General features: G+C 75.5%; 22 protein-coding genes and 1 pseudogene. 16 read left to right on the top strand and 7 right to left on the bottom strand.

Annotated features, from left to right (window positions below; genetic code table 11):
- The 9 genes and pseudogenes from ABZW03_RS14760 to htpX form a co-directional block, all read left to right on the top strand.
- Positions 1-372: pseudogene (locus tag ABZW03_RS14760) on the top strand (NADH-quinone oxidoreductase subunit C); the annotation flags it as partial.
- A gap of 2 nt (positions 373-374) precedes the next feature.
- Positions 375-1,328, top strand: a complete 954-nt coding sequence (locus ABZW03_RS14765; protein ID WP_355256931.1) for a complex I subunit 1 family protein — start codon at positions 375-377, stop codon at positions 1,326-1,328.
- On the top strand, positions 1,325-1,894 hold the full coding sequence (locus ABZW03_RS14770) for an NADH-quinone oxidoreductase subunit I (protein ID WP_355256878.1): 570 nt from the start codon (positions 1,325-1,327) through the stop codon (positions 1,892-1,894). Before ABZW03_RS14765 ends, ABZW03_RS14770 begins: the two co-directional genes overlap by 4 nt.
- The gene (locus tag ABZW03_RS14775) at positions 1,891-2,649 is read left to right on the top strand and encodes an NADH-quinone oxidoreductase subunit J (protein ID WP_355256880.1); all 759 of its coding nucleotides are present in this window, start codon (positions 1,891-1,893) and stop codon (positions 2,647-2,649) included. Before ABZW03_RS14770 ends, ABZW03_RS14775 begins: the two co-directional genes overlap by 4 nt.
- The gene (nuoK, locus tag ABZW03_RS14780) at positions 2,649-3,041 is read left to right on the top strand and encodes an NADH-quinone oxidoreductase subunit NuoK (protein ID WP_355256883.1); all 393 of its coding nucleotides are present in this window, start codon (positions 2,649-2,651) and stop codon (positions 3,039-3,041) included. Before ABZW03_RS14775 ends, nuoK begins: the two co-directional genes overlap by 1 nt.
- A complete protein-coding gene (locus ABZW03_RS14785) occupies positions 3,038-5,059 on the top strand; it encodes an NADH-quinone oxidoreductase subunit L (RefSeq protein ID WP_355256886.1) in 2,022 nt (673 codons plus the stop codon). The genes nuoK and ABZW03_RS14785 overlap by 4 nt, the downstream gene beginning before the upstream one ends.
- A 53-nt stretch (positions 5,060-5,112) precedes the next feature.
- The gene (locus ABZW03_RS14790; protein ID WP_355256889.1) at positions 5,113-6,693 is read left to right on the top strand and encodes an NADH-quinone oxidoreductase subunit M; all 1,581 of its coding nucleotides are present in this window, start codon (positions 5,113-5,115) and stop codon (positions 6,691-6,693) included.
- 56 nt (positions 6,694-6,749) lie between these two features.
- Positions 6,750-8,294, top strand: a complete 1,545-nt coding sequence (locus ABZW03_RS14795) for an NADH-quinone oxidoreductase subunit N (RefSeq protein ID WP_355256892.1) — start codon at positions 6,750-6,752, stop codon at positions 8,292-8,294.
- 209 nt (positions 8,295-8,503) lie between these two features.
- Complete coding sequence (htpX, locus tag ABZW03_RS14800; protein ID WP_355256895.1) at positions 8,504-9,367, top strand: zinc metalloprotease HtpX; 864 nt, start codon at positions 8,504-8,506, stop codon at positions 9,365-9,367.
- A gap of 46 nt (positions 9,368-9,413) precedes the next feature.
- Here htpX and ABZW03_RS14805 read toward each other — a convergent pair whose 3' ends face one another.
- Positions 9,414-10,868 (bottom strand): PLP-dependent aminotransferase family protein, encoded by a 1,455-nt coding sequence (locus tag ABZW03_RS14805; protein ID WP_355256898.1) that lies wholly within the window; start codon positions 10,866-10,868, stop codon positions 9,414-9,416.
- Between ABZW03_RS14805 and ABZW03_RS14810 the strand changes: the two genes are divergently transcribed.
- The 3 genes from ABZW03_RS14810 to ABZW03_RS14820 all read left to right on the top strand — a co-directional run bounded on the left by ABZW03_RS14810 (position 10,867) and on the right by ABZW03_RS14820 (position 13,283).
- Entirely contained in the window at positions 10,867-11,775 is a 909-nt protein-coding gene (locus ABZW03_RS14810; RefSeq protein ID WP_355256900.1) for a DMT family transporter, read from the top strand. The genes ABZW03_RS14805 and ABZW03_RS14810 overlap by 2 nt on opposite strands.
- Positions 11,776-11,897: 122 nt before the next feature.
- Complete coding sequence (locus tag ABZW03_RS14815) at positions 11,898-12,323, top strand: BlaI/MecI/CopY family transcriptional regulator (protein ID WP_355256903.1); 426 nt, start codon at positions 11,898-11,900, stop codon at positions 12,321-12,323.
- Positions 12,324-12,326: 3 nt separating this feature from the next.
- Entirely contained in the window at positions 12,327-13,283 is a 957-nt protein-coding gene (locus tag ABZW03_RS14820; protein WP_355256906.1) for a M48 family metalloprotease, read from the top strand.
- 33 nt (positions 13,284-13,316) lie between these two features.
- Here the strand turns inward: ABZW03_RS14820 and ABZW03_RS14825 are convergent, their stop codons facing one another.
- Positions 13,317-14,006 carry an NAD(P)H-dependent oxidoreductase gene (locus tag ABZW03_RS14825; protein ID WP_355256909.1) on the bottom strand — a complete coding sequence of 230 codons (690 nt, stop codon included), beginning with the start codon at positions 14,004-14,006 and terminating at the stop codon, positions 13,317-13,319.
- 88 nt (positions 14,007-14,094) lie between these two features.
- Here ABZW03_RS14825 and ABZW03_RS14830 point away from each other — a divergent pair, with 88 nt between their 5' ends.
- Entirely contained in the window at positions 14,095-15,033 is a 939-nt protein-coding gene (locus tag ABZW03_RS14830; RefSeq protein ID WP_355256934.1) for a sigma-70 family RNA polymerase sigma factor, read from the top strand.
- A 40-nt stretch (positions 15,034-15,073) separates the two neighbouring features.
- On the opposite strand, the gene ABZW03_RS14835 is transcribed toward ABZW03_RS14830, so the two are convergent.
- Positions 15,074-16,078, bottom strand: a complete 1,005-nt coding sequence (locus ABZW03_RS14835; protein ID WP_355256911.1) for an NADP-dependent oxidoreductase — start codon at positions 16,076-16,078, stop codon at positions 15,074-15,076.
- A gap of 148 nt (positions 16,079-16,226) precedes the next feature.
- Between ABZW03_RS14835 and ABZW03_RS14840 the strand changes: the two genes are divergently transcribed.
- Entirely contained in the window at positions 16,227-17,270 is a 1,044-nt protein-coding gene (locus ABZW03_RS14840) for a LysR family transcriptional regulator (protein WP_355256914.1), read from the top strand.
- On the opposite strand, the gene mug is transcribed toward ABZW03_RS14840, so the two are convergent.
- The 4 genes from mug to ABZW03_RS14860 all read right to left on the bottom strand — a co-directional run bounded on the left by mug (position 17,195) and on the right by ABZW03_RS14860 (position 22,258).
- Positions 17,195-17,752, bottom strand: a complete 558-nt coding sequence (gene mug / locus ABZW03_RS14845; RefSeq protein WP_355256937.1) for a G/U mismatch-specific DNA glycosylase — start codon at positions 17,750-17,752, stop codon at positions 17,195-17,197. The two genes, ABZW03_RS14840 and mug, sit on opposite strands and share 76 nt — an antisense overlap.
- Before the next feature lie 14 nt (positions 17,753-17,766).
- Positions 17,767-18,903, bottom strand: a complete 1,137-nt coding sequence (locus tag ABZW03_RS14850; RefSeq protein WP_355256917.1) for a phosphatase PAP2 family protein — start codon at positions 18,901-18,903, stop codon at positions 17,767-17,769.
- Positions 18,904-19,030: 127 nt separating this feature from the next.
- Positions 19,031-20,194: an aminopeptidase P family protein gene (locus ABZW03_RS14855; protein WP_355256920.1), complete on the bottom strand. Its 1,164-nt coding sequence runs from the start codon at positions 20,192-20,194 to the stop codon at positions 19,031-19,033.
- Positions 20,195-20,743: 549 nt separating this feature from the next.
- Entirely contained in the window at positions 20,744-22,258 is a 1,515-nt protein-coding gene (locus tag ABZW03_RS14860) for an MFS transporter (protein ID WP_355256923.1), read from the bottom strand.
- A 157-nt stretch (positions 22,259-22,415) separates the two neighbouring features.
- Here ABZW03_RS14860 and ABZW03_RS14865 point away from each other — a divergent pair, with 157 nt between their 5' ends.
- Together ABZW03_RS14865 and ABZW03_RS14870 are read left to right on the top strand one after the other, a co-directional pair.
- The gene (locus ABZW03_RS14865; RefSeq protein ID WP_355256926.1) at positions 22,416-23,072 is read left to right on the top strand and encodes a helix-turn-helix domain-containing protein; all 657 of its coding nucleotides are present in this window, start codon (positions 22,416-22,418) and stop codon (positions 23,070-23,072) included.
- A gap of 42 nt (positions 23,073-23,114) precedes the next feature.
- Positions 23,115-23,609, top strand: a complete 495-nt coding sequence (locus tag ABZW03_RS14870; RefSeq protein WP_355256929.1) for a hypothetical protein — start codon at positions 23,115-23,117, stop codon at positions 23,607-23,609.
- The last annotated feature ends 71 nt before the right edge of the window (positions 23,610-23,680 follow it).

Consider the following 23,680-nt stretch of genomic DNA (forward strand, 5'->3'; position numbering starts at 1 on the left):
GGCGCCGTCGGGGAAGCCCAGCTCGGCCGGGCGCCACTCGCGCTCCACCCAGTCCCGGCTGCTCCGGCTGCTGAGAGTGCTGAGGGCGCCCCGCCGGTGCGGGCGGACCGGCCGCGGCGGACCCGGTCGGTGTCCGAGGGGTCGGCCAGCCAGACCGCCGGCCCGGCGGCCACCGCCCCGGCGGCCGGCGAGCCCGCGGCCGAGCCCGCGGCTCCGGTCCGGCCCCGGCCGGCCGACGCGCCCCGCTCCTCCGACGCGCCCTGGCACAACCCGGTGCCCGCCCACGACGAGAAGCCGTCGGCCGACGAACCGGGTGAGCAGCAGGACGAGACCTCGGCCGGACCGGCCGACCAGGACGGAGACGGCGCGTGAACCTGCTCGACACGGTGCTGCGCTGCGTCGCCACCCTCGTCGTCTTCCTGGTGTTCCCGCTGGTCATCGGCCAGACCGAGCACAAGGTCATGGCGCACATGCAGGGCCGGCTCGGCCCGATGTACGCGGGCGGTTTCCACGGCTGGGCGCAGCTCGTCGCGGACGGCGTGAAGTTCGCGCAGAAGGAGGACATCGTCCCGGCCGGGGCGGACCGCCGGATCTTCCAGCTGGCGCCCGCCGTCTCGCTGCTGCCGTACCTCTTCGTGCTGCTGGCGATCCCGGTCGGCCCGAACGGCTTCGTCGGCCAGGCGGTCGACGCCGGGCTGTTCTTCGTGCTGGCCGTGATGGGCGTCGGCGTGATCGGCAAGCTGATGGCCGGCTGGGCCTCGGCGAACAAGTTCTCGCTGCTCGGTGCCCTGCGCACGGCCGCGCAGCTGATGTCGTACGAGCTGCCGATGGTGCTGGCGGCGGCCTCGGTGGCGATGGCCGCCGGCACGCTGTCGCTGCCCGGGATCCTGGACGCCTGGGAGTGGTACTGGCTGCCCTGGCAGATCATCGGCGCGTTCGTCTTCTTCACGGCCGGTCTGGCCGAGCTCCAGCGCCCGCCGTTCGACATGCCGATCGCCGACTCGGAGATCATCTTCGGCGCGTACACCGAGTACACCGGTCTGCGGTTCGCCCTGTTCCTGCTGTCCGAGTACGTGGGCATCCTGGTGGTGTCCGCGCTGACCGCGGTGCTCTTCTTGGGCGGCTGGCACGGGCCGATGTCCGACCAGCTCGGCTGGCTCTGGATGCTCCTGAAGACCTTCGGGCTGGCCTTCGTGGTCATCTGGCTGCGGGTCACCTACCCGCGGCTGCGCGAGGACCAGCTGATGCGCTTCGCGTGGGTGGGGCTGATCCCGCTCGCGCTGGTCCAGCTGGCCCTCACCGGCATCATCAAGGTGGCGATCGCATGAGTTTTCCCGGTGTCGGGCTCGCCAAGGGCCTGGCGGTGACGCTGCGGACGATGACGAGGAAGAGCGTCACCGCGCAGTACCCCGACGTGCAGCCGGTGCTGCCGCCGCGTTCGCGCGGCGTCATCGCGCTGCTGGAGGAGAACTGCACGGTGTGCATGCTCTGTGCGCGCGAGTGCCCGGACTGGTGCATCTACATCGACTCCCACAAGGAGACGCTGCCGGCCGCCGAGCCGAACGCCCGGGCCCGCACCCGCAACGTGCTGGACCGGTTCGCCATCGACTTCTCGCTCTGCATGTACTGCGGGATCTGCATCGAGGTCTGTCCTTTCGACGCGCTGTTCTGGTCGCCGGAGTTCGAGTACGCGGAGACCGACATCCACGAGCTGACCCACGAGCGGGAGAAGCTCCGCGAGTGGATGTGGACCGTTCCGGCGCCGCCGGCGCTGGACCCGGCGGCCGAGGAGCCCAAGGAGATCGCCACCGCGCGCAAGGCGGCGGACAAGCTGGCGGCGGCTGCCGCCGCCGAGGCCGCTGCTGCTGTCGAGGAGAAGGGTGACGACGCATGAATGCCGCTGCCACGCTTCTCGCGGCGACCGGCTCGTTGGAGCCGGCCGCCCGTTCGTTCCTGTCCCCGACCGGGCAGGAGATCGTCTTCCTACTGGTCGGCATCGCCGTGCTCGGCTCGGCCGTGGTCTCCGTGACCACCAGGCAGCTGGTGCACGCGGCGCTCTGGCTGGTGGCCGCGCTCGGCGGGCTGGCGGTGGAGTTCCTGCTGCTGACGGCCGAGTTCATCGCCTGGGTGCAGGTGCTGATCTACCTCGGCTCGGTGGTCGTCCTGGTGCTGTTCGGGCTGATGCTCACCAAGGCGCCGATCGGGCGCTCGCCGGACGCCGACTCCAAGAACCGCTGGGTGGCCCTGGTCGTGGCGCTGGCCTCGGCCGGGACGCTGGTCACGCTGGTGGTCGACGCCTTCCGGACCTCCTGGATCGACCTCGGCCAGGGCGGCGGCTCGGCCGCCGTCACCGGGGCCAGCCTGTTCCGGCACTGGGTGCTGCCCTTCGAGGCGCTGTCCGTGCTGCTGCTGGCGGCCCTGGTCGGCGCGATCGTGCTGTCGCGCGGCTCCAAGCGGCGGGTGCCGGCGCCCCGGGCGGGCAAGCTGCGCGCCGGGCGGCCGGTCGGGTCCAACGGGACGGTCGCCGCGACCGCGCCGAAGGCGGCCGCGCCCGAGCCGGCCGCGCCCGAGCCGGCCGCGCCCGAGCCGGCCGCGCCTGCCGAGCCGTCCGTGCCGAAGCCGTCCGCGCCCGCGACGGAGGAGAGCTGATGCACCTCGCCTACCCCGCCGTCCTCGCCGCGCTGCTGTTCAGCGTCGGCGTGTACGGCGTGCTCGCCCGGCGCAACGCCGTCCTGGTGCTGATGTCCGTCGAGCTGATGCTCAACGCCGTCAACCTCAACCTGGTCGCCTTCGACGCCTGGCTGCGGGACTCGCTGCACGCCGGGCAGGCGCTCACCCTGTTCACCATCACCGTCGCCGCCGCCGAGATCGGCCTGGGGCTCGCCATCGTCCTGCTGCTGTTCCGGGCCCGGGGCACCGCGGACATCGACCGCGCCACCGCGCTCGGCGACCCGGCCGAGGCGCTCGCCGTCGAGGAGACGCCGGTCGACGCCGGGGCGCCGACCGGAGCCGAGGCACTGAAGGGCCAGGCCGCCGCATGAACCTCGCCCTGCCCGTACTCGTCCCGGCGCTGCCCGCGCTCGGCGCCGCCGCCACCCTGGCCGTCGGCAGGAAGGCGCCCGGGCTGGCCCGGCCGCTGGCGATCGTCCCGGTCGCCGTCTCGGCGGTGCTCGCCCTGGTGGTCGCCCTCCAGCTCGGCACCGGCCAGACCCTGGACGCCGCCACCCGGCTCACCCCGACCGGCGGCCCGGACATCGCACTCGCCCTCCACCTGGACGGCTTCAGCTCGCTGATCTCGGTGCTGGTCGGCCTGGTCGCCACCTGCGTCCAGGTCTACTCGACCGCGTACCTCAAGGAGGACCCGCGCTACCCCTCGTACGCGGCGCTGGTCTCGCTGTTCACCGCGGCGATGTTCCTGGTGGTCTACTCGGGCGACCTGATCGTGCTGCTGGTCGGCTGGGAGGTGATGGGCCTGTGCTCGTACTTCCTGATCGGCCACCACTGGGAGACCGCGGACGCCCGCTCGGCCTCGCTGAAGGCCTTCCTGGTCACCAAGCTCGGTGACGTGCCGTTCCTGTTCGGGATCTTCCTGCTCGGCGCGGACGCCGGCAGCTTCCGGATCCCGGACGTGCTGGCGGCCGCGACGGAGGGCAGGCTCGGCCACCCGACGCTGACCGCGCTGCTGCTGCTCGCCGGCGTGGCCGGCAAGAGCGCGCAGTTCCCGCTGCACACCTGGCTCCCGGACGCGATGGCCGGCCCGACCCCGGTCTCCGCGCTGATCCACGCCGCCACCATGGTCGCGGCGGGCATCTACCTGGTCGCCCGGCTGCTGCCGGTGTTCCTGCTGTCGGGCGCGGCGCTGGTCGTGCTCGCGGTGATGGCCGCCGTGACGATGATCGGCTCGGCGCTCTGCGCGCTCGCCCAGGACGACCTCAAGCGGGTGCTCGCCTACTCCACCGTCGGCCAGCTCGGCTACATGGCCGGTGCGCTGGCCAGCGGGGACCGCGAGGCGTCCGTCTTCCACCTGGTCAGCCACGGCGCGTTCAAGGCGCTGCTGTTCCTGGCCGCCGGTGTGGTGATCCACGCCGCGCACACCAACTCGATCTCCGCGATGTCCCGCACCCCGGGGCTGCGCAAGCGGGTGCCGGACGCCTACTGGACGATGGGCATCGCGCTGGTCGCCCTGGTCGGGCTGCCGCCGTTCGCCGGGTTCTTCAGCAAGGAGGCGGTGCTGACCGCCGCCGAGCACGCCGCCGACGGCGAGGCGCTGACCAACGGGCTCGGCCCGGCCTCGGCGGTGCCGCAGGCGGCCGGGTGGATCGTGCTGATCTCCGCCGGGCTCACCGCGCTGCTCACCGCCGCGTACGCGACCAGGCTGTTCCTGCTGGCCTTCCACAGCCCGGCCGGGGCCGCCGCGGCCGCGCCGCGGGTGCTGCCCGCCGCCGACCGGGGCACCGTCGTGGCCGACCACGAGGCCGGCGCGCCGTACTCGCCCGAGCTCGACGAGGCCGACCCGGCCGCCGCCGAGCCGCCGGCGATGCGCTGGCCGCTGTGGGTACTGGCCGTGCCGACCATGGGCTTCGGCGTGGCCGGCCTGCGCTCGGACTGGCTGCCCGCGCTGCTGGACGGCGGCTCGCTGCGGCCCTCCGCGGTCACCGCCGTCACCGGGACCGGGCTCGCCGTGGTCGGCGTGCTCGCCGCGTACGGCGCCTGGCGCTCGGCGACCGCCCGGCTGGGCACCGGCCGCCCCGCCCCGGCCGCCGAGGTGATCGTCGCCGACCCCGGGCGCACCCTGCTCGGCCCGCTGTTCGGACCGGCCCGGCACGGCTTCGGCGTCGACCGGCTGTACCACGCGCTGTTCGTCCGCCCGGTGGGCGCCGCCGCCAAGCTGGTCCGCTTCCTCGACCGCGAGGTCGTCGAGACTTACGTGCGCGGCAGCGGCGCGGGTGCGAACCTGCTCGGCCGGGCCGTCCGGCTGGCGCAGACCGGGAACGCGCAGACGTACCTCAGCGCCCTGCTGGCCGCCGTCGTCCTGCTGGCCGTCCTGGTGGCGGTGTAGCCGGTGCTGCTGTCCTCCACCTCCGTCCCCTCGACCGCTGCTGGGAGCCCCCGATGAACGCAGTCCTCATCGCCCTCCTGGTGCTGCCGCTGCTCGGCGCCGCGCTCACCCTGGCGCCGGTGTTCGGGCCGGACCGGGCCGTGGCCGGCCGGCGGGCGCTGCGGCTGAACACCGTCGTCACCGGCGCGGTGCTCGTGCTCGCCGTCGTCCTCGCGGCCGGCTTCGACCACGACGAGCCCGCCCGGATGCAGGCCACCACCGACGTGTCCTGGATCCCGGCCCTGCACGTGCGCTTCCACCTCGGGGTGGACGGCGTCTCGCTGCCGCTGGTCGTGCTGACCGCACTGCTCACCTTCCTCTGCGCGCTGTACTCGGAGAAGCGGCTGCCGGCCGGGGAGGCCCGGGGCGGAGCCCCTGATGAGCACAGCCCGTCGGCGCAGGCCTTCGTCGGGCTGTTCCTCCTGCTCGAAGTCGGCATGCTCGCCACCTTCGCGGTGCTGGACCTCCTGCTCTTCTTCCTGGCCTTCGAGATCGTGCTGATCCCGATGTACTTCCTGATCGCCCGCTGGGGGAGCGGCGCGAAGGTGCCGGCCGCCAACCGCTTCATCCTCTACACGCTGCTCGGCTCCGCCGTGATGCTGCTCGGCTTCCTGCTGGTCGGCAGCAAGGCCGGCACCTTCGACATGCAGGCCCTGGCCGCCGCGCACGGCAGCGGCCTGAGCCACACCACCCAGGTGGTCGCCGCGCTGGCGATCCTGGTCGGGCTCGCGGTCAAGGCCCCCGCCTGGCCGCTGCACAGCTGGCTCCCCGACGCGCACACCGCCGCCCCGACGGTGGGCTCGGTGCTGCTCGCCGGCGTGCTGCTGAAGATGGGCACCTACGGTCTGGTCCGCGTCCTCCTCCCGGTCGTCCCGGACGGCGCCGCCACCCTGGCCCCTTACCTGGGCGCCTTCGCGGCGGTCGGCATCGTCTACGGCTCGCTGGCCTGCCTGGCGCTGGCCCGCCCCGGCGCCAAGGGCGACCTCAAGCGCCTGATCGCGTACTCCTCCGTCGGCCACATGGGCTTCGTGCTGCTCGGCATCGCCTCCCTCACCCCGGTGGGCGTCAACGGCGCGCTGTTCGCCAACATCGCCCACGGACTGATCACCGGTCTGCTGTTCTTCGTCGTCGGCGCGCTCAAGGACCGCTACGGCACGGCCGACCTCGACACCCTCTCCGGCACCACCGGCGCCGCCCTGTACGGCCGGGCCCCGCGGCTCGGCGTGCTGCTCGCCTTCGCCGCCGTCGCCAGCCTGGGCCTGCCCGGCCTGGCCGGCTTCTGGGGCGAGCTGCTCGCCATGTTCGGCGCGTTCGACCCGGCCGACGGCCTGTCGCGCCCCGCGTTCGTCACCTACATGGTGCTGGCCGGCCTCGGCACCCTCCTCACCGCCGCGTACCTCCTGATCGTGGTCAAGCGCGTCTGCATGGGGGACCCCGCGCAGCCCGCACCGGTGGCCGAACTCGCCGACCTGCGCCCGTACGAGGCCGTCAGCTGGACGCCGCTGGCCGCGCTCACCCTGCTCGCCGGCCTCTGGCCCGCGCTGCTGCTCGGCCTCTCCGACCCCGCCGTCAAGCACCTCCTCGGGGGTGGCTGACCGTGCTCGCAGCCCAGACCGCCGCACTCGGACCTCACTCCACGGGGCAGCACACTGTGACCTCCCTCGCCGTAGCCAACCCGGGCAGCCTGATCCAGTCCGTGGACTGGGTGGCGATCGCGCCCCCGCTGATCGCCGCCGTGGCGGCCCTCGCCGTGCTGCTCACGGACCTCTTCCTGCCCGAGCGGCACAAGAAGTGGCTCGGCCGGCTTACCGCGGCCGGACTCGCCCTCGCCCTCATCGCACTCCTTCCCCTCACCGGGACGTCACCCCGAGCGACCTTCTGCGTGCAGAACGTAGCAGGGGGGTCTGACAACGCCTCCTGCTCGTACGTCGCCGACCACTTCGCCCTGGTGTTCCAGCTGCTCGCCCTCGGCGGCGCGCTGATCGCGGCGCTGCTGTCGACGCACACCGTGGAGAACGAGAAGCTGCCGCGCGGCGAGTACTGGTTCCTGCTGCTCTCCAGCGCCACCGGAGCCGCCCTGCTGCCGGCCTCCCGCGACCTCGCCACCATGGTGATCGCCCTGGAGGTCGCCTCGCTGCCCGCCTTCGCGCTGGTCGCGCTGCGCCGGGACGGCCGGGGCGCCGAGGCCGCGTTCAAGTTCTTCGTCTCCTCGGTGACCGCGACCGCCGTGATGCTGCTCGGCGTCGGCTTCGTCTACGCGGCGAGCGGCAGCCTGCACCTCGGCGCGGTGGCCCAGGGCCTGGAGCACGCGCCCGGGCAGCTCAGGCCGCTGGCCGAGGCGGGCGCGGTGCTGACCCTGGTCGGCTTCGCCTTCAAGGTCGCCGCCGTGCCGTTCCACTTCTGGGTGCCCGACACCTACACCGGTGCGCCGCTGCCGGTGGCCGGCTACCTCTCGGTGGTCGGCAAGGCGGCCGGCCTGTCCGGGCTCGCGCTCGCGACCACGATCGCCTTCCGCCCGTACGCCCACACCTGGGGCCTGGTGCTCGCGGTGCTGGCCGCCGTCACCATGACCGTCGGCAACGTCGGCGCGCTGCGGCAGCGCTTCGAGACCCGGTACAGCGCGGTGCGGCTGCTCGCCTGGTCCTCGGTCGGCCAGGCCGGGTACCTGCTGGTGCCGCTCGCCGCGGCCGGCTACGCGCCCTCCGGCGTGGACCCGCTCGGCGCCACCGCCGCGTACGCGCTGATCTACGGCGTGGTGAACCTCGGCGCCTTCGGGGTGGTCGCCGCCGTCGGAGGCCGGGCCGGGACCAGCGTGGACGACTTCCGCGGCCTGTTCGCCCGCCACCGCTGGACGGCGCTGGCGCTCGCCTTCTTCCTGCTCTGCCTGGCCGGGCTGCCGCCGGGCGTGGTCGGCCTGTTCGGCAAGGTCGTGGTGTTCCGCGCGGCGGTCGACGCCGGGCTGGGCTGGCTCGCGGTGGTGATGGCCGTCAACGTGGTCGTCGCCCTGTACTACTACCTGCTGTGGACGGCCCGGCTGTTCGCCCCGGCGGGCGAGGCGCCGGCCGGGGGGACCGCCGCCGGGCACCGCCTGCCGGCGGGCCTCACCGCGACGCTGGGGCTCACCGCCACGGCGGCGGTGGTCCTCTCGGTGGCGCCGCAGCTGGTCCTCCAGGTGGCGGGCGGCTCGCTGTTCTGAGCCCGGGCCGGGCCGGGCCCGGTGGTGCGGCCCGGCGGTGGTGCGGCCGGGGCGGGCCCGGCCGCGCAGCCGTCGACGCCCGTGTCGCGCCGGTGTCGCGCCGGTGTCACGTCGGTCACAAGGGAACAAGGTCCCCGGCCCCACCCGTTGACCGGGCAAGAGGGACGAGGCAGAAAGGGCTTCCCCACCGCACCATTGGAGGGCCTGACGTGCACAGCCGGCACAACGGACTGAGGACCGCCGTCCTGCTCGGGGGCCTCTCGGCGCTGATCCTGGTGATCGGTGGCCTCTTCGGCCGCACCGGCTTCGTGATCGCCCTGCTGGTCGCCCTCGGGACCAACGCCTACGCCTACTGGAACAGCGACAAGATCGCGCTGCGGGCCATGCGGGCCCGGCCGGTCAGCGAGTTCGAGGCCCCCGGGCTGTACCGGATCGTCCGCGAGCTCTCCACCTCGGCCCGCCAGCCGATGCCCCGCCTCTACATCTCCCCGACCCCGGCCCCCAACGCCTTCGCCACCGGCCGCAACCCGCGCAACGCGGCGGTCTGCTGCACCGAGGGCATCCTGCGGATCCTGGACGAGCGCGAGCTGCGGGGCGTGCTCGGGCACGAGCTGAGCCACGTCTACAACCGGGACATCCTGATCTCCTCGGTGGCCGGGGCGCTCGCCTCGGTGGTGATGTTCCTGGTGAACTTCGCCTGGCTGATCCCGTTCGGGCGCGACGAGGACGACGACGGCCCGGGCCTGTTCGGGATGCTCGCCATCATGATCCTCGGCCCGCTCGCGGCCGGGCTGATCCAGATGGCGGTCAGCCGCTCCCGCGAGTACCAGGCCGACGCCGACGGCGCCCGGATCACCGGCGACCCGCTGGCCCTGGCCGGCGCCCTGCGGAAGCTCGACGCCGGCACCCGTCAGCTGCCGCTGCCGCCCGAGCCGCAGCTCCAGACGGCGAGCCACATGATGATCGCCAGCCCGTTCCGCCCCGGCGAGGCCGGCGCCAGGCTCTTCTCCACCCACCCGCCGATGGCCGAGCGCATCGCCCGACTGGAGCGGATGGCGGGCGGCCGGGGGTAGCGGGCCCCGTCGTCCGTGCTCCCGCAGGACGCCCGCCCGCGGGCCGTCAGCCCGCCGCCTCCTGGTACGCCAGGCGCAGCCGGTGGACGCCCTCGGCGACCTGGGCGGGGCTCTCGGCGGCGGCGTAGCTGAGGCGCAGGTGCGGGGCCGGGGGTTCGGCGGGGTGGTACGGGCGGCCGGGGGAGAGCTGGACGCCGGCGCGCAGGGCGGCCGCGGCGAGCGCGGTGTCGTCGACGCCGTCCGGGAGCCGAAGCCACAGGTGGTAGCCGCCGGGGCGGTGGGCGCCGAGGACGCCGGGCAGTTCGCGGTGCAGGGCGGCGACGGCGGCGGTGCGGCGGTCGCGCAGTTCGGCGCCGAGGGTGCGCAGGTGGCGGGCCCAGGCGGGGTCGGCGACCAGTTCCAGGGTGGCCTCCTGGAGCGGCCGGGGCACGAAGAAGCTGTCCACCACCTGGGTGGCCCGCAGCCGGGCCAGCGCCGGGCCGCGCGCGGTGAGGGCGCCGACCCGCAGGTTGGGGGAGGCCGCCTTGGTCAGCGAACGCAGGTGCACCACGACCCCGTCCCGGTCCTCGGCGGCGAGCGGGCGCGGCAGCGCGGGGGCGTCCGCGTGGGCCAGCAGCCGGGCGAAGTCGTCCTCGACCACGAAGGCCCCGGCCGCCCGGGCGATCCGCAGCACCTCCGCCCGCCGCCCGGGCGACAGCACCGCGCCGGTGGGGTTCTGGAACAGCGGCTGGCAGACGAAGACCCGGGCCCGGGTGGCCTCGAAGGCGTCCGCCAGCAGGTCGGTGCGCACGCCGTCCGCGTCGACCGGGACCGGGACGGGCCGCAGCCCGGCGGCCCGGACGACGGCGAGGATGCCCGAGTACGTCGGCGACTCCACCAGCACTGGCGCACCGGGCGCGGCGAGCGCCCGCATGGCGACGGTCAGCCCGCTCTGCCCGCCGGAGGTGATCAGGACGTCCCCGGCGCCGACCGGCCCGCCGTGGCCGCCGATGTCGCGGGCGAACCAGCCGCGCAGCTCGGTCAGCCCGTCGGTGGGCGGGCGGTCCCAGGCGCCCGGCCGCCGGCCGGCCCGGGCCAGGGCGGCGGCGAGCAGCCGCTCGGGCAGCAGCGAGGCGTGCGGGTAGCCGCTGTTGAGGTCGATGACGTCGGGCGGGGGCACCCGGAGGGTGGCGAACACCGGGGCGGCGAGCAGGTCGCGCGGGCCGGAGCCGGCGCTGAGCGCGATCTGCTGCCAGGAGAGGTCGCCGGTCCGGCCGGCCGGTGCGGCGGGGACGGCCGGGGCCGCGGCGAAGGCGGCCGCCCGGAACACCCCGGAGCCCGGCCGGGAGACCACCAGCCCCTCGGCGACGAGCACCGCGATGGCCCGGGAGACCGTCACCGGGCTGACCTGGTGGCGCTCCACCAGCGCCCGGCTGGAGGGCAGCTTCCGTCCCTCCGGGTAGCGCTCGACCTCCTGCCGCAGGGTGTCGGCGAGTTCGGTCACACTGCTACGCTCGTTCATGACGGCACAAGATAGCGCTACCCGCCCGCAGGCGGTAGCACCTCGCCCCGCCCCCAGCTCCGGCACCGCCCTCGCGGCCCTCGGGGTGGCCTCCTTCTCGCTCAGCTTCCCCGCCACCGCGTGGTCCCTGACCGGCTTCGGCCCGTGGTCCGCGACCGGTCTGCGCGGCGCCCTGGCCGGTCTGCTGGCCGTGCTCTACCTGACGGCCGTCCGCGCCCCGCTGCCGCGACGACGGCACTGGCCCGGGCTGCTGGTGGTCTCCGCCGGCTGCGTCCTCGGCTTCCCGCTGCTGACCACGCTCGCCCTGCGCACCTCCTCGACCGCCCACTCGGCGGTGGTCATCGGCGTACTGCCGCTGGCCACGGCGGCGGTCGCGGCGCTGCGCACCGGCCGTCGGCCGTCCGGGGCGTTCTGGGCGGCGGCGCTCGCCGGGGCCGCGGCCGTCCTCGCCTTCACCCTGGTGCAGAGCCACGGCCGGCCGACCGGCGCCGACCTCTACCTGTTCGTGGCGCTGCTGCTCTGCGCCGCCGGGTACGCCGAGGGCGGGCGGCTCTCCCGGGACCTGCCGGGCGCCCAGGTGATCGCCTGGGCGGTGGTGGCCGCGCTGCCCGCGACGCTGCTGACCGCCGCGTTCGGGCTGGGCACCGAGCCGGTCCGGCTGGGGGCGAAGGCGCTGGTCGGGCTGGGGTACACGGCGGCGGTCTCGCAGCTCGGCGGGTTCGTGCTCTGGTACCGGGGGATGGCCGGGATCGGGGTGCCGCGGGCCAGTCAGCTCCAGCTCGCGCAGCCGCTGCTGACGCTGGTCTGGTCGGTGCTGCTGCTCGGCGAGCACCTGCCGGCGGCGGCGCCGGTCACCGCGGTGGTGGTGCTGGTCTGCATCGCGGTGACCCAGCGGGCCCGGGCCTGATCAGGGGCAGCTGCGGAGGCGCCGTACGCCCTCGCTCCGACCGGTTCGGCGCGGCCCTTCGCTCGTTAGGATGATCCCGCGCCCCCAGGTCCGGGCGCCGCATCCGGAGGGAGTGGGCCGCCATGGCAGACGAGAGGCACGCCCCGGCGCCCGGGGAGGCGCCGGCCCGGCGACGCGGCCAGGGCGAGCTGGAGGCGCAGGTGCTCGCGGTGCTCCAGCAGGCGCCCGGCCCGGCCGCCGCGGGATGGGTCCAGGAACGCCTGGAGGGCGACCTGGCCTACACCACGGTGATGACCATCCTGTCCCGGCTGCACGCCAAGAACGCCGTGACCCGGACCCGCTCCGGCCGTTCCTACCTGTGGCAGGCCTCCTCGGACGCCGCCGGGCTGGCCGCGCTGCGGATGCGCCGGATGCTCGACGGGGAGGCGGACCGGGACGCCGTCCTGGCCAGTTTCGTCAGCGCGCTGCTGCCGCACGACGAGGAACTGCTGCGGGCGCTGCTGGACGCCGCGTCCGCCGATCCGGCAGCGCCCGACCGTGAGAGCTGAACCGTGGGCGTCTTCGTCTTCCTCCCGCTCGTCCTGCCGCTCACCGCGGTCCCGATCGCGCGGCTGACCGAGCAGCACCTGCACCCGCGCGGCGCGGCCCGGCTGATGACCGTGATTAGCGTGGTGCTGGCGGTGTGCAGCGTGCTCTGCCTCGGGCTGATCGGCGTGGTGGGCACCGCGCAGATCCCCGGCAACCCGCTGCCGGACAGCTGGTCCGACCCGGAGGTGCGGGCCGCGCTGCCGTACCACGAGACGGTCGGCACCGCCGTGATGTGGCTGCTGGCCCTGGTCGGCTTCGCCTGCGCCCGGACGGTCGTCCGGCACCTGCGGGTGCGGGCCCGGGCCCGCCGGGCGCTGGCCGGGCTGCCCGCCGGGCCGGGGGAGTCCGGCGACCTCGCGGTGCTGCCGGACCGCAGCCCGTACGCCTACGCGCTGCCCGGTTCGCCCGGCCGGGTGGTGGTCTCCACCGGGATGCTGGCCGGGCTGGCCGCCGACGAGCGCGAGGCGCTGCTCGCGCACGAGCGGGCGCACCTGCGCCACCGGCACCACCGGTACCTGCTGGCCACCCAGCTCGCCGCCTGCGTCAACCCGTTCCTGCGGCCGCTGCAGCACGCGGTGGCGTACAGCGCGGAGCGGTGGGCGGACGAGGACTCGGCGCAGGCCGTGGGGGACCGCCGGATCACCGCGCGGGCGGTGGCCCGGGCGGCCCTGGTGTCGCACGCCGCCCCGGCCCCCGGCTTCGCGGCCTTCGCCTCCCCGGCCGCGGCGGCCGGGCCGGTGCCGCGCCGGGTCGCCGCGCTGCTCGGCCCGGTGCCGACCTCCCGCAACTGGCCGCCGGCCACCACCCCGGCGGGCCTGGCGGCGATGGTCGCGGCGATCGGCACGGCGGCGTCGGCGCTGTGCGCGCTCAACGCCGCGGTGGCCCTGCTGGTGGTGCTCAAGGCCGTCACCCCGCTGTAGCGCCCCGCTGACGGCCCTCACCGCGGGCGCGGCTCAGAGCGTCGCGGCCAGCTCGTCGAGGGCGGCCTCGGCCGCCGCCAGCGACTCGGCGGCGAGCGGCCGGAGGGCGTTCAGCTCCGGGATGTCCGCGGCCCTGGTGAGCTCGGCGGTGACCACGTGCAGGTGCTCCGCCGCGACCCCGATCCGGTCGAAGTACGCCCGCAGGTACGGGACCTGGAAGTCGCAGTGGGCGCGCGGCGTGCCCGGCCCGTAGCCGCCGCCGCGGACCGCGACCACCACCACGCGGGTGTCGCGCAGCAGCGGCTCGCCGCTCTCCGGGTCGTGGTGGACACCGGGGAAGGTGACCCGGTCGATCCACGCCTTGAGGCCGGTCGAGACGGTGTAGTTGTACATCGGGCTGCCGATCAGCAGGGTGTCGGCGGCCCGGAGCTCCTCGATCAGCGGGCGGCTGAGCGCCCACTCGCGCGCCTCGTCCGGCCCCTCGGCGAGGCGGTCGACGTCGTCCAGCGGGAGTGCCCCCTTGTCCTCGGTGCGGCGGCCGAGGGCGTCGTAGGCGGCGCGCACCGCGGGCACCGGGTCGGCGGCGAGGTCGCGGTGCCGGTGCCGGGCGGCGGCGCCGTGCCGGGCGCGCCAGGCGTCGGCGAAGCGGGCGGTCAGGGCGCGGCTGACCGAGCCGGACGGGCTGATGCTGGAGTCCAGGTGGAGCAGCGTGGCGGAGGTCATGGGGTCTCCCGGTCACCTCGGAGGAGGACGGATCGTCATAGCGGTGACGAGCCGCGCCGAGGAAAGGTGACCGATGGACCGGGACGGAATGCCGGGAGCGACGGCCGGGGCGCCGGTGGCCCCGGGCCGGCGGGCAGGGGCGCAGGCGGAGCGTTTCGAGGCCGAGCGCGGGCGGCTGCGGGCGATCGCCCAGCGGATGCTCGGCTCGACCGGCGAGGCCGAGGACGCCGTGCAGGAGGCCTGGCTGCGGCTGGTCCGCACCGATCCGGCGGAGATCGACAACCTGCCCGGCTGGCTGACCACGGTGGTCTCCCGGATCTGCCTGGACCTGCTGCGGGCCCGCGCCGCGCGCCGCGAGGAGCCGACCGACGAGGCCCTGCCGGACCCGGCGGGCGGCGGCCCGGAGCCGGAGCGGGAGGCGCTGCTGGTCGAGTCGGTGGGCCGGGCGCTGCTCGTGGTGCTGGACCGGCTGGGCCCGGCCGAGCGGGTCGCCTTCGTGCTGCACGACGGCTTCGCGGTGCCCTTCGACCGGATCGCGCCGATCGTCGGGCGGACCCCGGTGGCCGCCAAGAAGCTGGCCAGCCGGGCCCGGCAGCGGGTGCGCGGAACGGCCGCGCTGCCCCCGGAGCCGCTGGCCGGGCACCGGCGGGTGGTGGAGGCCTTCCTGGCCGCCGCCCGGGGCGGGGACCTCGCCGAACTGCTGGCCGTGCTGGCCCCGGACGTGGTGCGCCGGGCCGATCCGGCGGCACTGGGCCCCGGCCGCGCCCTGGTGGCCCGGGGCGCGCAGGCCGTCGCCCGGGAGACCACGGTCTTCGGCCGCCGGGGCCGCTACGGCGCGGTGGCGCTGGTGGACGGCGTGCCCGGCATCCTGATCGCCCCGGACGGGCGGCTGCGGCTGGTGCTGCGGGTGGCGGTCGCGGACGGCCGGGTGGCGGGCTACGAGGTGGTGGCCGACCCGGCCCGGCTCGCCGCGCTCGAACTGGCCGTGCTGCCGGTCGAACCCGCGCTGCCGGTCGATCAGGGGTGAGCGTGCGGCCGGAGCGGATCGGCCGGCGGGCCCGGCACCGTCAGTCGGCGATCCGGACCAGCATCTTGCCGGTGTTGGCGCCGCGCAGCACGCCGAGGAAGGCCTCCACCACCCGGTCGAAGCCGTCCACCACGGTCTCGTCCGGGACGACGGCGCCCGAGCGCAGGTGGGGGACCAGGAAGTCGTACAGCTCCGGCCGGGCGTCGAGGTGGTTGCGGACCAGGAAGCCCTCCAGCCGCAGGCTCTTCCCGACCACGTCGTACAGGTTGCGCGGCGCGGCCGGCGGGTTGCCGAGCCGGTTGTACTGGGCGACCGCGCCGCACCAGGCGATCCGGCCGTGCTCGCGCAGGGCGCCGATGGCGGCCTCCAGGTGGTCGCCGCCGACGTTGTCCAGGTAGACGTGCAGCCCCTCGGGGGCGGCCTCGCGCAGGCGCTCGGCGATCGGGCCGTCGTGGTAGTCGAAGGCGGTGTCGAAGCCGAGCCGCTCGGTGAGGCGGGCGGCCTTGGCGGCGGAGCCGGTGCTGCCGACGATCCGTCCGGCGCCGAGCAGGCGGGCGAGCTGCCCGGCGGCCGTGCCGACGCCGCCGGCGGCCGCCGAGACGAAGAGCGTCTCGCCGGGCTGGAGCCGGGCGATCCTGGTCAGGGCGACCCAGGCGGACAGGCCGGTGCCGCCGAGCACCGACAGGTGGGCGCTGAGCGGGACGCCGGCCAGGTCGGGCAGCAGGGCGGCCCGCTCGGCGGTGACCACCGAGTGGGTGCGCCAGGCCTGGCGGTGCTGGACCAGCGCCCCGACCGGCAGGGCGTCGGCCCGGGATTCCACCACCCGGCCGAGCGTGCGGCCCTCCAGCGGGGCGTGCAGCGCCCAGCCGCCCTCCTCCATCTCCTCGCGCATGTACGGGTCGACGGACTGGTAGAGGTTCTCGACCAGGGCCTCGCCCGCCGCGAGGGCGGGGACGGTCTCGTCGACGAAGGCGAAGTTCTCGGCGGTCGGCGCACCGTCGGGGCGGGAGACCAGGTGGACGGCGCGGGCGGTGGGACGGGACATCGGGTGCTGCTCCAGGTGCGCGGCGGCGGGCGGGACGTGATCACCGTAGGAAGCGCGGGGGCGACCGGGCAGGGGTGCCGGTCGATGGAACGGCGGCATCCATGAGCGGGATCGATGGATCGCGCTCGGAGCGGCTAGATTCGGGCGCATGACCGATCTCGCCCCGCAGGAGCTGCGGATCCTGGTCGCCGTCGAGGAGGAGCGGAGCTTCACGGCGGCCGCCGCGCGCCTGGGCACCACCCAGTCCGCCGTCTCGCACGCCGTGCGTGCCTGCGAGCGGAAGCTCGGCACGGTGCTCTTCGACCGCGGGCGCCACGGCGCACGCCCCACCGAGGGCGGCGCGCGGGCGGTGGCGTACGCCCGCCGGATCCTGCGGCTGCTGGAGGCGATGGGCCCCGAGGTGCGCGGCGCGGGAGCGGACGGGCCGCTGACCGGCACGCTGCGGATCGCCGCCTTCCGCAGCGCCGCCGCCCAGTTGCTGCCGCCCGTCCTGGCCCGGCTCGCCGAGCTCCATCCCGGGCTCGCCACCCGGGTCCGGATCGTCCGGGAGATCGGCCGCGGCACCGCCGGGGAGGTCGCCGACGGGCGCGCCGACCTCGGGCTGGCGACGCTCGACGCGGGCGGCCCGCCGCCGGTCCCGGGCCTGGTCGCGGTGCGGCTGTACGAGGAGACGTACGCGCTCGCGCACCCGCCGGACCACCCGGCGCCGCGCGAACTGCCGCTGGTCGACTGGGACGAGAACTGCGGCTCGTACACCCGGGACTGGTGGCGGCGGCAGGACTGGATCCCGCCCGCGACCGTGGACGTGGAGGACGACACGGTGGCGCTCTCGCTGGTCGCCCAGGGACTCGGCATGGCGATCATGCCCCGGACGGCCCTGCTCGGCGCGCCGGCCGGCCTCGCCGTCACCGACCTCGGGCCGCGGCCGCCCAGCCGGTTCGTCGGGTACGTGACCACGCCCGAGCTGGCCGGGACGGCCGCCGTCCGGGCGCTGATCCGCGAGCTGCGCGAACTGCCGTTGCCGGCCGGGCTGTCGGCGGTCCGGACCTCGGCGGCTCAGCCCTCGGCTGCTCGGTCCTCGGCGGATGGGTCCCCGGCGGATGGGGCCGCGCCGGTTCAGCCTTCGGCGGCGCGGTCCTCGACCGCCTCCCGCAGCCTGCGGAACTCCTCGGCCAGTCCGTCCAGGGTGTAGTGGGCGTTGAGGCCGCTGGGGTTCGGCAGCACCCACACCTCGGTGTCGCCGATGCCCTCCGGCTGCCGCCCGAGCGCGGCCTTCCGCTGCCCGAAGGCCGTCCGGTAGGCGCCGATGCCGAGCACGGCCAGGACGCGCGGGCGCAGCCGCAGCACCCGGGCGCGCAGCGCGGCGCCGCCCTCGCGCAGCTCCTCGGCGGTCAGTTCGTCCGCCTTGGCGGTGGTGCGCGGGGCGACGTTGGTGATGCCCAGGCCGAGCGCGAGCAACTCCCGCTGCTCGTCCGGGCGGTACTGGCGGTCGGTGAAGCCGGAGCGGTGCAGGGCAGGCCAGAAGCGGTTGCCCGGACGGGCGAAGTGGTGCCCGGTGGCGCCGGACCACAGGCCCGGGTTGATCCCGCAGAACAGCACCCGCAGGCCGGGCGCGGAGACGTCCGGGATGGTGGTGTCCTTGGCGGCCAGCAGCTGCTCGGCGGTGGGCTTCATCGGTGCGCTCGGATTCACCCGGCCAAGTCTGCCGTGCCCTTCGGGGTGTCCCCGGCCGAGGCCGGTGCCGTTGCGGGGGACGTTGCCGTCGCCGCCGGGGCCTGGGCTGACGTCGAGGCCGGTGCCGTTGCCGCCGCCCGGGCCGATGTCGGTGCGGGAGCGGCCGCCGGGGCCGACGTCGCGGCGGCCGCACGGCGGTCGCGCAGCCGGCGCAGCCCGAACACCACCGCGGCCGCGTAGGCCCAGCCGACGAAGACGTCGATGATGAAGTGCTCCGCGCCGTAGACCAGGGTGAAGGTCATCGCGAGCGGGTAGGCGACCAGCACCGCCCGCAGCCACCGCCGTGCGGTGGGCCAGAAGAAGAACAGCAGCATCGCCGGGTAGGCGGAGTGCAGCGAGGGCATCGCGGCGACGTCGTTGGCGAACTGACTGCCGTTCTCCAGCAGCGAGTCGGCCTGCGGCAGCCCGCTCACCGAGATCACCTCCCAGACCACCCGGGACAGGTGCGGCAGGTTGCCCTCCTGGGAGACCAGCCACGGCGGGTCGGCCGGGTAGAGGAGGTAGGTGGCGAAGCCCGCGAAGGTGAGCGTCAGGTAGGCGGCGAGCAGCTGCCGGAAGCGGTGGTGCGCGCGCCGCCAGAGCACCGCGAGCAGCAGGAAGACGACGAAGAAGTGCGAGAGGTAGACGGCCACCGCGGCGTAGTCGTACCAGTGCGGCGAGCCGGGGTCGTAGAGGCCGTGCTGGAGCCGGACGGTCCAGGTCTCGCCGAATCCGAGCACCTCGTCGAAGCGCAGCTGCGGCAGCCAGTGCGGGGCCCACGGGGTGTGCGCCCCGTAGCCGCGCAGCAGCGAGTAGGTCCACACCACGGCCATCACCGGGACCCAGTCGCGCAGGACCAGGAGGAAGCCGCGGGGGCCGTGTCCGCTGTGCACGGCGGCGGTCAGCAGGGCGGCGATCAGCCAGAGGAACAGCACGTCGTTGGCCGCGGGGATGCCCTCGGTGCGCAGGAACCATAGGAGGCACGTCAGGTAGAGCGGCCAGGCCAGCCAGCGGAGTCTCGACCAGCCCGTCACGCGTGGGCGGGGCGGAGGCACCGGGCGCGGCTGCCCGGCCCGCACGTCGTGCGGGGCCGGGCGGAGGGTCTTGGTCATGCGCACCGAAACTAGCAACCCAAACTTGGAGGACTCTGGGTGAAATATGACCGCATCGTAAGAACATCCGATTCGGTCGGTACCCGGTTGGACGCCCGGTTCGGCGCCCGGTCGGGTGCGGGCACGGTCAGGCCACGATGCCCAGTCCGTGCGGGGTGTTGTTGAAGCGGCGGCCGCCGTCCGGGGTGACGGTGACGATGTCCTCGATCCGCACCCCGAACCGGCCGGGCAGGTAGATCCCGGGCTCGATCGAGAAGCACATGCCCGGCACCAGCGGCCGCTCCTCGCCCTCGACCAGGTACGGAGGCTCGTGCGTGGTGGTGCCGATGCCGTGGCCGGTGCGGTGGATGAAGTACTCGCCGTACCCGCCCTCGGTGATCACCCGGCGGGCGATCCGGTCGATCTCCTGGCACGCGACCCCGGGCCGGACCGCCTCGAAGGCGGTCTGCTGGGCCAGCCGGACCAGCTCGTGCACCTTCCGCACCTCGGCCGGGACGTCCGGGCCGACGTGCACCGTCCGGGTGGTGTCGGAGCCGTAGCCGTCCTTGAGACCGCCGAAGTCCAGCACCACGGTGTCACCCGTACGGATGACCCGGTCACCGGCCTCGTGGTGCGGGTCGGCGCCGTTCGGGCCGGAGCCGACCACGGTGAAGTCGACCTGGCTGTGCCCGTACTGGATGAGCAGCGCGCCGAGGTCGGCGGCCACGTCGGTCTCCCGGCGGCCGGCGAAGTCGACCTCCAGGATGCCCCGGTAGGCGGCGTCCGCCGCGCCGCCGGCCGCGGCCAGGCGGTCCAGTTCCTCGCCGTCCTTGACGGCACGCAGCATCGGCAGGCTGTCGGTGAGCGAGGTGAAGGAGACGCCGGGCAGCGCGGCCTGGAAGCCGAGCAGGTGCAGCGCCCAGGTGTTGTCGGAGACGCCGTACCGTCCGGCCGGGTCGAGCAGCGGGCCGGCGGTGGCGAACGGGTCCGCGCCGTCGGACCAGTCGAGCAGCCGGACGGCCGGGGCGCCGACCGCCTTCGCGGCATCCGAGCGCTCCAACGTGGGGACCACCAGGGCGGGTTCGCGTCCCGCGGTGAGGACGAGGGCGGTCAGCCGTTCGGTGATCGCGGTGGGCGAGTAGCCGCACAGGTAGGCCAGGTCGGGGCCCGGGGTCACGACCAGGCCGGCCAGCCCGGCGGCGGTCGCCTCGGCGGTGGCGCGGGCCATCCTGGCGATGTGGTCCTCGACGGTGAAGGGGCGGGGCACGGCGGTTCCTCCTCGGGGGCCGGGCGGGCTCGGCTGGGACTCCATCGCGTCAACTCCATCACTTCCCGGCGGGGTTGGCGACGCCCTCGGGGGCGGCCCGGTGCGATCCGGACAGCGGGCCGGCCGCCCTTGGGCGGGGCGTCGGGCGGGCCGGCGGACGGGGCGGTGCGCCGCTGATGGCCCCGGGGTCGTGGCAGCCGGGACCGCCGTGACGGTCGGAACGGTCGGGACGAGGCGCAGGCCGGCCAGCGCGGCGGTGGCCGTCAGGGCGAGCGTCAGCCAGGACGGTCGACGGGCGGCGGCCGTTCCGCCGGGGCCGCCGCGACCGGGCGGGGGCGCGGTCGTGGAACTCATCCGGTCCTCCTCCTCCGGTACGGCGCCGACGCGGCCGGGGCTGCGGTACGCGGATCGGCGAGGGCGCGTGGGCCGCGTGGGGCCGGGTGGGGCCGGGTGGGCCGTACGGAGCCGGTGCGACGGGGCCGCGGCCGCTCCGGGAGGACCCGGGGGCGGGCCGTACCCGGCCAGTTCACCCGGGTGCCGGGCCCGCCGCATGCGGCGGGCGGCCGCGCGGGTGACCGGCGGCCGGGCCCGGCGTCAGTCCTGCGGGGCGCCCGTCCCGGCCGATGCGCCCGTCCCGGCCGATGCGGCCGTCCTGCCCGATTCACCGGACCCGGCCGTCCTGCCCGTCCCGGCCGTGGGCCAGGCGGCGCGGCGCAGCGTGCGGCTCGCCGTCGCGACCAGCAGGGCGGCGGCGAGCAGGGCGCTGATCGCGACCAGCACGGTGGCGGGGGAGGAGCGGTCCAGCAGCAGGCCGGTGACCAGGGTCCCAGCGGGCATGCCGGCGGTGAGCAGCGTCATGGTCGCCGCGATCACCCGGCCGCGCAGCGCGTCCGGTACCTGGCGGAAGACCAGCAGGTCGAGCATCACCCGCATGGACGGGATGCCCAGGCCGAACAGGAACAGCGCGGCGAAGACGGTCGGCGCCCCGCCGGGCAGCAGCGGCGCCAGCGGGACGGGTACGGCGCTCCAGGCCAGGGCCAGCAGCAGCACGCCGGGGCCGGCCAGCCGGTGCAGCCGGGAGACCAGGGTGGCGCCGGCCATGGCTCCGACCGCCTCGCCGGCCAGGGCCAGGCCGATCCCGGCGCTGCCGGTGCCGTGCTCGCGCAGCAGCACCATGCCGGGCAGCAGCAGCGCCGCCCCGGTCAGGTTGATCAGCAGCAGGACGGCCAGGGCGGCCCGCAGCAGCGGGGAGGCGGCGAGGACGCGGAAGCCGGCCAGGGCGCCGGCCCCGGTGCGCTCGCCGGGAGCCCCGGAGTCGCCCGCACCGGGAGCATCGGGCCCGCTCGCGCCGGCGGCCCCGGAGTCGCTCACGCCGGCGGCCCCGGACCCGCTCGGACCGGCGGCCCCGGACGCGTGCGGGCTGGGGAAGCGCACCACCAGGGCGGCGGTCAGGGCGAGCAGCGAGGCCAGCGCGGCGCCGAGGAAGGGCACCGCGCGTCCGAGCCCGAACAGGAACCCGGCCAGCGGCGGTCCGGCCAGCGCGGCCCCGCTCATCCGGGCCTCGTCCTGGGCGAGCGCCTGGGACAGCTGCTCCGGCGGGACCACCGAGCGCAGCGCGAGCAGCCGGACCGGGCCGCCGTAGGCGACCGTCGCCCCGATCACGGCGGCGACCAGCAGCAGGTGGGCCAGGTGCGGCGGGCCGAACGACAGGGCCGCCGGGACGCTGGCGAGGGCGAGCAGCCGGGCGCCGTCGGCGGCGATCAGCACCCGGCGGCGGTCCACCCGGTCGGCCACCGCGCCGCCGTGGACGCCCAGCAGCAGGGTGGTGGCCATCTGCACGGCGCCGAAGGCCCCGGCGGCGGTGGAGGAGTCGGTGAGCGCGAGGACCAGCAGGGGGAAGGCGGTGTCGCCGATCACCATGCCGAGGGTCGCGGAGGCCTGGCCGGCCCAGAGGGCCTGGAACCGCAGGTTGCGCCGCAGCGGGACGAGCGGCGGGTTCGTGGTCGGCGGGTTCGTGGCCGGTGCGTTCGCGATCGGTGGGGGCGCGGTCGGCCGGGGCGCGGTCTCTGTCCTCGTCGTCTTCGTCGTCCTCGTCGGCCGGTCCGTCATGTTCTGCCCCCATCGTTCGCGATCGCTGCGATCATTCACGCTGGCGTGAATGATGACTCAAGCGTGATTGCTTGCGCAAGAGTGATCGGTGGCGCTGTCGTGAGCGCTCACCGGGGCGTGATTGCGGACGGAACGGCCGATCTGGAAGGGTGGGCCCGTGGTCGAGCACGCACCGGAATCCGCCGACAGCGGCGAGCAGCAGCCCGTCACCTGGGTCAAGGAGCGCCAGGTGTCCGACGTCGCGGTACTCAAGGCCCTGGCCGACCCGCTGCGCCTGGCCATCCTCGGCGCCCTGCAGTCCTCCGAGGACCGCCCGCTGACGGTCAAGGAGCTCGCCGCCGCGCTCGACGAGCCGCAGACCAAGCTCTACCGGCACGTCAAGCAGCTGGAGAAGGCCGGGCTGGTCCTGGTGGCCGGCACCCGGCTGGTCTCCGGCATCGTGGAGAGCCGCTACCGGGTCGCCCAGGGGGCGATCCGGCTGGCCCCGGGGATGTTCACCGCCGACTCCCCGGCCCGCTCCGAGGCGTACGACGCCGTCCTGGCCGCGATGGACCGGGTGCGGGTCGACTTCCGCGCCAGGATCGCCGGAGGCCGGCTGGACTTCGGCCGGGTGCCGGGCGAGCCGGGCCCGCCGTCCGGGCTGTTCGCGGACTTCACGCTGCGGCTCAGCCCGGAGCGACTGGACCGGCTGCGTTCCCAACTGGCCGAAATCTTCGACGAACTGAACGAGGAAGGGCCGAGTTCGGCCGAGGACGCGCTGGACGTGACCGTCTTCACCCTGCTCTACGGTCTCCGACCGGGCACGGAATCATAAACTCCGGGCCGACTGTCGGTGCGGTGGGACACCATGACCGGCATGTCCTACGAACTCCAGGCGCTGATAGGAACCCGGGAGCTGCTGACCGTGGCGGCGGCGGAGGTTCCGGCGGCCCGGGTGGTCCCCCTGGCGCAGGGGCTGGCACTGATCCCGGTCACCTCCGCCGTGCGCGCCGCGCTCCAGGGCGAGGCCGACGCGCGCAAGCCCGGCAGCGGGTCCGGGTTCGGCCGGCACGCGGACGGCTTCGAACTCCGGCTGGCCGCCTGGTCGAAGGCCGGCCCGATCGCCTGCGTCGAGGCGGAGTACTTCGGCGGCAGCGGCACCCAGCGCGCCGCCGTCTGGTCGGACGGCGAGGTCGCCCTCGGCCCGCTCACCATCGGTGAGTTCGAGCCCTCCCCGGCGGAGGGCACGCCGATCTCCCGCGCCCTGCGGCGGATCGGCGCGCGCACCGAGGAGGGCCGGGTCGACGAGTTCGAGTCGGTCGGCCTGGGCCGGCACCGCAGCACCGGCGGCTGGGCGGAGCACGCCGACTGACCTTGTCGCGGTGCTGGCCGGTGACCAGCGGGCCCATCTCGGAGTCGCCGTTGCAGCCCGGGCCGACCTTC

Origin of the sequence: Kitasatospora sp. NPDC004799 (assembly GCF_040609095.1) — a bacterium.
In the GTDB taxonomy this organism is placed as follows: domain Bacteria; phylum Actinomycetota; class Actinomycetes; order Streptomycetales; family Streptomycetaceae; genus Kitasatospora.